The sequence below is a fragment of the Chitinophaga sp. genome, from assembly GCF_036569125.1.
In the GTDB taxonomy this organism is placed as follows: domain Bacteria; phylum Bacteroidota; class Bacteroidia; order Chitinophagales; family Chitinophagaceae; genus Chitinophaga.
On record NZ_DATCRF010000523.1, the window covers coordinates 1 to 6,029 of the forward strand.

A 6,029-nucleotide genomic window follows, 5' to 3' on the forward strand; every position below is an offset into this window, starting at 1 on the left:
GCCCAAAGGCAGCGAGTGGCGTAAATGTATTTACCGCAAGGTAGGCCTCATTAACTCCCGCGACCAGGCCATGGCTGCTACCGAGCTGCTGAAGCGCCCTTATATGGATACTTCCCGCGTAGCCGTATGGGGCTGGAGCGGTGGCGGCTCTATGACGCTGAACCTCCTGTTCCAGTACCCGCAGATCTGCAAAACCGGTATTGCCGTTGCTGCCGTAGGCAACCAGCTTACGTATGATAACATTTACCAGGAGCGTTATATGGGCCTGCCGCAGGAGAACCGGGAAGATTTTGTAAAAGGATCGCCCATTACTTATGCCAAGAACCTGCAGGGGCACCTGTTATACATACATGGCAGCGGCGATGATAACGTGCATTACCAGAATGCAGAAATGCTGCTGAATGAGCTGATCAAAAACAACAAGGTATTCCAGTTCATGGCTTACCCTAACCGCACACACAGCATTAGCGAAGGGGAGGGCACACGCCGGCACCTGTCTAACCTGTATACTCAGTACCTGCGGCAGTACTGCCCGCCGGGCCCCCGTTAGGGAATTAATAATTAAGAATGAATAATTAATAATAGAGCGGCCGGTGTTACAATGAACACCGGCCGTTTTATATTTGAATGCAGTTAAGCAAGGCATGTTTGTTGTTGCATAATGAGCCTGTAGCCTTTAAACTTTAATTATGAAGAAAGATACTAATGATGTTATAATAAAAGCGCTGAAAGAGCTGATCAACGGAGGTCATGCGCATGCTACGTTTGAGGATGCGGTAAAAGAGCTGCCCGCCAAATTAAGAGGCGAGGTGCCGGAGAATATGCCATACAGCGTATGGCAGCTGGTGGAGCACATCCGTATTACGCAATGGGATATCCTGGAATTTTCCCGCAATCCTAAACACCAGTCGCCACCCTGGCCGGAAGGTTACTGGCCTAAAGAGCACGCCCCAAAAGATGCCAATGCCTGGAAAGAGAGCATTGCGCAGGTAAACCGGGAGCGTAAGGAATTCCTCAAATTATTAGACGAGCCGGGCGTAGATCTTTACACGCCTTTTGAGCATGGCAGTGGGCAAAATCTGCTGCGGGAGGCTATGCTCATTGCAGATCATACCAGTTACCATACCGGTGAAATTATTGTGCTGAGAAGGCTGCTCGGAGCCTGGGATTGATGTGCAGATGTGCAAATATGCAGATGTGCAGATGAATGCCTGCCGTATGTTTAAAAAGAAATGTGCAGATAATAAAGGGGATTGGCCCGTTTTATCTGCACATTTTTATTTAATAAACATCATTCAATAATCAATCAATTCAAGCATCTGCACATCTGCATATTTGCACATCTGCACATCTTCACACTTTCCACATACAATCTGCAAACCACCCTTTGGTATCCGTAAAACAGGTAAGCGGCTGAAAGCCGGTTTGCAGGGCCATTTGCGTGGTTTCTTCCAGACTGTATTTCTGGGATATTTCCATGTAAATGGGCTCATGCTGCTGGAAGTGGATGGTTACATCATTACAAAGATGCACGTCCTGGTCTTCCAGGCTTACCAGGTAACTTTTACACGCGCCGGTCATAGGATCATATACCGGGTAGTGCTCAAACATATCCGTATTAAAATCCGCCTGCAGCTCCCGGTTAATGCGGGTTAGCAGGTTCAGGTTAAAGGCGCTGGTGATACCTGCTTCATCGTTATAGGCATTCAGGATGATCTTTGGATGTTTTTTCAGATCAAAACCGACCATCAGCAGGTCGCCGGGCTGCATGCAGCTACGCAGCTGCCGGCAGAACTTGCGGGCCATAATAGGCGTAAAGTTGCCAATGTTGGCGCCCATGAACAGCAGCACCTTGGGGCGGTTGCTCATTTCTGCCACCCGCTGCACCATCTCAAAATACTCTCCATTCAGCCCCTGTATTTGCAGGGCCGGTAATTTTTCCGGCAGCGTTTTTTCCAGCGTGTTTATTACGTTGGTGGAAATATCAATAGGGTAATAGGTAAAATCCAGGCCAGTATGCAGCAATTGCTCCAGCAGGTGTATGGATTTGGTGGCATCGCCGGGGCCCAGCTCCACCAGGTCAAAGCTGGTGGTTTGGCCGGCAATAGCCTGCGCGATCTGTGCCGCCTGCTCCGTCATAATTTCCATTTCACAATCCGTGGGGTAATACTCCCTGCATTGCATGATCTGCTGGAACAGCTTATCGCCGGCCGCATCGTAGAAATACTTGGAATCCAGGTATTTGGGGGTAGCGGTAAGCCCGCGCACCACGTCCTGGTAAAAGACTTCCAACGGCTCCAAAGCTACGCCCGGCGCCGGCAATGTGTGAATTACAGTGGTATGCATAATCGAATATTTGTCATGATATATTACTGTGCCAGCCGGATCCCGGTGAACTGCCAGCGCAGGTTAGGATGAAAAAAGTTACGGTAGGTAATGCGGCTGTGGTCCGGCGGGGTTACTTCTGAACCGCCGCGCAGCACCATCTGGCTTACCATAAATTTGCCGTTATACTCCCCAATGGCGCCGGGAGCTTTTGTAAAGCCGGGGTAGGGCAGGTAGGCGCTCTCCGTCCATTCCCAGCGGGTACCCCATTGCAGCTGCGGCGCTGCGGCCTCCCACTCAAATTCGGTGGGCAGGCGTTTGCCTTTCCAGGCGGCATAGGCAGTGGCTTCGTAGTAACTGATGTGGCATACCGGCGCATCACCATCCACCGGCTGTAAGCCCTGCCAGGTATAATTCATCCACTTACCATCTACCTCATGCCAGTACAGCGGGGCCTTTACCTGCTGCTGCTTTACCCAGTCCCAGCCTTCGGCGTGCCAGTAGCGGAAATCAGTATATCCGCCGGCAGCCATAAAATCCAGGTACTCTGCATTGGTCACCAGGTCGGTGCTGATCTGGTACTGCTGCAGGAACACTTTATGACGTTGCTGCTCATTATCAAAACAAAAACCGTTGCCTTCATAGCCAATGCTGTACATACCTTCCGGCATGGCCAGCCACTCCGGCCCGTCGTGCATTGGTGCAGCGGCAGGCTTGCGTTGCTTATCATATGCGGGGAATAAGGGGTTATGTCCCAGTATATATTTAATATCTGTTAAAAGCAGCTCCTGGTGCTGCTCTTCATGGTTCAGGCCCAGCACCACCAGCGCCTGCAGGTCGGCCGGCAGCTCATGTTCCAGCAGGTGCAGCATGGCTTTATCCACGTACTCACGGTAACGCATAATGTCCTCCACAGCCGGGCGGCTCAGGTTACCGCGGTTGGTGCGTATAACGCGTGCGCCAACAGATTCGTAATAGCTGTTGAACACAAAATTGTAGTCCGCATCAAACTCCGTGTAATCGGGTACGTTAGGTTTCAGTAAAAAGGTTTCAAAGAACCATGTGGTATGGCCCAGGTGCCATTTGGGCGGGCTTACATCCACTACCGGCTGTACAACATAGTCCTCCGTTTTCAGGGGTGCACAAATAGTTTCGGATCGCTGGCGTACGACGCCGTACTTATCTTTCAGGTGCATGAATTACAGGTTTGCGTAAAACGAAAAGTGAAATGTAAAGCGGGAAGCTTTGTTTGGCCTCCTTATTCTTTACCTTTCACCGTTAAATATTCCTTTAGCTCAGATATACTTTTTATATGCAGTGCGGCGGCCTGTTGCCGGCGCATCATCAATGCATAGGTGTTATTGAAACCAATAGGCGGTAACCAGCGGATCCCGTAACGTTGCATAAAGGCATTGCTCACATAATCGTATACCTTTTGCCTGTCCGCTATCAGTGAATCAACCGTTTGCTGCCCGGCGGCCAGTATTACCAGCAGCCCGGTGCCGCTGTATTCGGGGTACATATCTATCTGGTTGTTCAGCAGTGCATCAAAACAGATCTTAGTGCCTCCCAGGCCGGTTTTGGTAATAGCCTGCAGGTCGGTATACCCGTCTATCAGCATTTTGTACATATTGGCCAGTATATAGCCATCCCCAAATATTTTAGAACCAATACGAATGGTACCTTTTGTACCGTTGCGGGCGGGTAACCAGAGCTTTTGCGCTACCAGGAAATCCTTTGCCACACGGGCCGGGTCCTGCTTCAGATAATCAACCCTGTAGTTGAGCTCCGTCATAATGCTATCATTAATTGTACCAGACAATTTATTGAGCGCAGGTGTCAGCTCCGGGTATTTTTCCAGCGTGGCATTGCGTACAATGGGCGCTGCATAATAGGGCGGAAAAATGTGCTTATCATCTTCCAGCACCACCAGGTCAAAGGCTTTCACGCGGCCATCCGTACTGCTGCCGCTGATCACATCCAGCTCTTTTTCGTAGGCGGCTTTGTACATGATCATGTCACTGATAACCACCGTGCGTATGTTAAGACCGTATACTTTTTTTAAGCCCAGGTTACCATCTTTACGGCCCATGAACTCCGGTGTAAAACCCGCCACCAGCTTAGTGCCGTAGGCCGATGGCAGCAGGTAAAAGGAGGATAGCAGGATAAGGGCTACGGGGAGCGCGTAAACTGCTTTGCGGGCTTTGCGTAACTGCACACGCTGCAAAAGCGACAGTAGGCCATCAAACAAAATTGCCAGCAAGGCTGCCGGAATGGCGCCTGCCAGTATCATGTTGGTATTATTAAGGGCAATGCCCCCAAAAATAAACTCGCCCAAACCACCGGCAGCGATGTACGCCGCCAGGGTAGCCACGCCTACGTTAATAACAGTGGCAGTACGGATGCCGGCCAGCATTACCGGCATAGCCAGGGGAAGCTGAATTTTATATAACAGCTGTCTGCGGCTCATACCCATACCAATAGCGGCATCTGTAACTGTGGGGTCTACTTCTTTAATACCTGTATAGGTGTTGCGGATAATGGGCAGCAGCGCATACAGGAAAAGCGCTACTATAGCCGGTTGCGCGCCAATGCCTAACAAGGGTATCATAAACCCCAGCAGGGCAATGCTGGGAATGGTCTGTAAAATACCGGCCAGTCCCAGGATGGGTGCTGCCAGCACTTTTTTACGGGTAATAAGAATGCCCAGGGGCACGCCAATAAGCACCGCTATCAGCAGCGATATAAACGTAAGGCCTATATGCTGGAGGGTTTGTTCCAGCAGCTTGCCCGACTGCTGTTGTATAAAATCAAAAAGACTTTGTTGTGGTTCCATTAGCGGCGTTTTGCTTGTACACCTGCAATGCAGTCATCAGGGAGCGGCTGTCCAGCGTAAATACCTCTGTTCTGAAATCCACTGACAGCACGCCTTCCGTATGCATGGTCTGTTCCAGCGCATCCCAGCAGGAGGTGGTTCCCGGCAGCACATGCGGCTGGTAATTATCAGACCCGGCAGCCGGTGGTAAATACGGTTTTATGTCGTTCAGTGTTAAAGTTTTTAATTCCAGCGACAGGCGCTGATCACGGAAAAAGTTGGCAACAAAATCATTTGCAGGTGCAAACAGCAGCTCTTCCGGTGTGCCTGTTTGCTGTAAGCGGCCCTCATCCATTAACCCGATGCGGGTACCCATTTCAAAGGCTTCCTGCACATCGTGCGTAACCATAATAATGGTTTTGTTTTCCAGCTCGTCCAGCGCCATGAACTCTTTGCGTACGCTGGCACGGGTAACGGGGTCCAGGGCGCCAAAGGGCTCGTCCATCAGCAGCACCGGCGGATCTGCTGCCAGTGCGCGCGCCAGCCCTACGCGCTGCTGCTGCCCGCCGCTTAGCTGCGCGGGGTATACATCAGAATACTCTGCCGGTGGCAAATGCAGTTTTTCCATTAAGGTAAGCGTACGTTCCCGGATACGGGCCTCATCCCACTGCAACAGCTTGGGCACTACCGCAATATTTTCCGCCACGGTATAATGCGGGAACAGGCCATTGTTCTGCAGCACATATCCAATGCCGCGTCGCAGGTCTTCGGCCGATTGCTCCTGTATGAGCTTTCCATTTACAGTGATTTGTCCGCTGCCGGGCTCTATGAGCCGGTTTATCATGCGCAGGGTAGTGGTTTTTCCACTGCCGCTGGTACCTAATAATAC

General features: G+C 50.9%; 6 protein-coding genes. 2 read left to right on the forward strand and 4 right to left on the reverse strand.

Annotated elements, in window-relative coordinates:
* Both VIM87_RS19705 and VIM87_RS19710 read left to right on the forward strand, forming a co-directional pair.
* Window positions 1-550: alpha/beta hydrolase family protein (locus VIM87_RS19705; protein WP_331998657.1), on the forward strand; the 550-nt coding region annotated here is incomplete at its 5' end.
* A 139-nt stretch (window positions 551-689) separates the two neighbouring features.
* Window positions 690-1,172 (forward strand): DinB family protein, encoded by a 483-nt coding sequence (locus VIM87_RS19710; RefSeq protein WP_331998658.1) that lies wholly within the window; start codon window positions 690-692, stop codon window positions 1,170-1,172.
* Window positions 1,173-1,353: 181 nt separating this feature from the next.
* Here the strand turns inward: VIM87_RS19710 and egtD are convergent, their stop codons facing one another.
* The 4 genes from egtD to VIM87_RS19730 form a co-directional block, all read right to left on the reverse strand.
* Window positions 1,354-2,346, reverse strand: a complete 993-nt coding sequence (gene egtD, locus VIM87_RS19715; protein ID WP_331998659.1) for an L-histidine N(alpha)-methyltransferase — start codon at window positions 2,344-2,346, stop codon at window positions 1,354-1,356.
* Between the two features lie 23 nt (window positions 2,347-2,369).
* Window positions 2,370-3,521 carry an ergothioneine biosynthesis protein EgtB gene (gene egtB / locus VIM87_RS19720; RefSeq protein WP_331998660.1) on the reverse strand — a complete coding sequence of 384 codons (1,152 nt, stop codon included), beginning with the start codon at window positions 3,519-3,521 and terminating at the stop codon, window positions 2,370-2,372.
* Between the two features lie 62 nt (window positions 3,522-3,583).
* The gene (locus tag VIM87_RS19725; protein WP_331998661.1) at window positions 3,584-5,161 is read right to left on the reverse strand and encodes an ABC transporter permease/substrate-binding protein; all 1,578 of its coding nucleotides are present in this window, start codon (window positions 5,159-5,161) and stop codon (window positions 3,584-3,586) included.
* Window positions 5,136-6,029, reverse strand: an 894-nt coding sequence (locus VIM87_RS19730; protein ID WP_331998662.1) for an ABC transporter ATP-binding protein, incomplete at its 5' end; no start/stop codon positions are given. The genes VIM87_RS19730 and VIM87_RS19725, both read right to left, overlap by 26 nt.

Coding starts and splice junctions, on each gene's coding strand:
- VIM87_RS19710 (WP_331998658.1), top strand. CDS start 690: ATGAAGAAAGATACTAATGATGTTATAATAAAAGCGCTGAAAGAGCTG.
- egtD (WP_331998659.1), bottom strand. CDS start 2,346: ATGCATACCACTGTAATTCACACATTGCCGGCGCCGGGCGTAGCTTTG.
- egtB (WP_331998660.1), bottom strand. CDS start 3,521: ATGCACCTGAAAGATAAGTACGGCGTCGTACGCCAGCGATCCGAAACT.
- VIM87_RS19725 (WP_331998661.1), bottom strand. CDS start 5,161: ATGGAACCACAACAAAGTCTTTTTGATTTTATACAACAGCAGTCGGGC.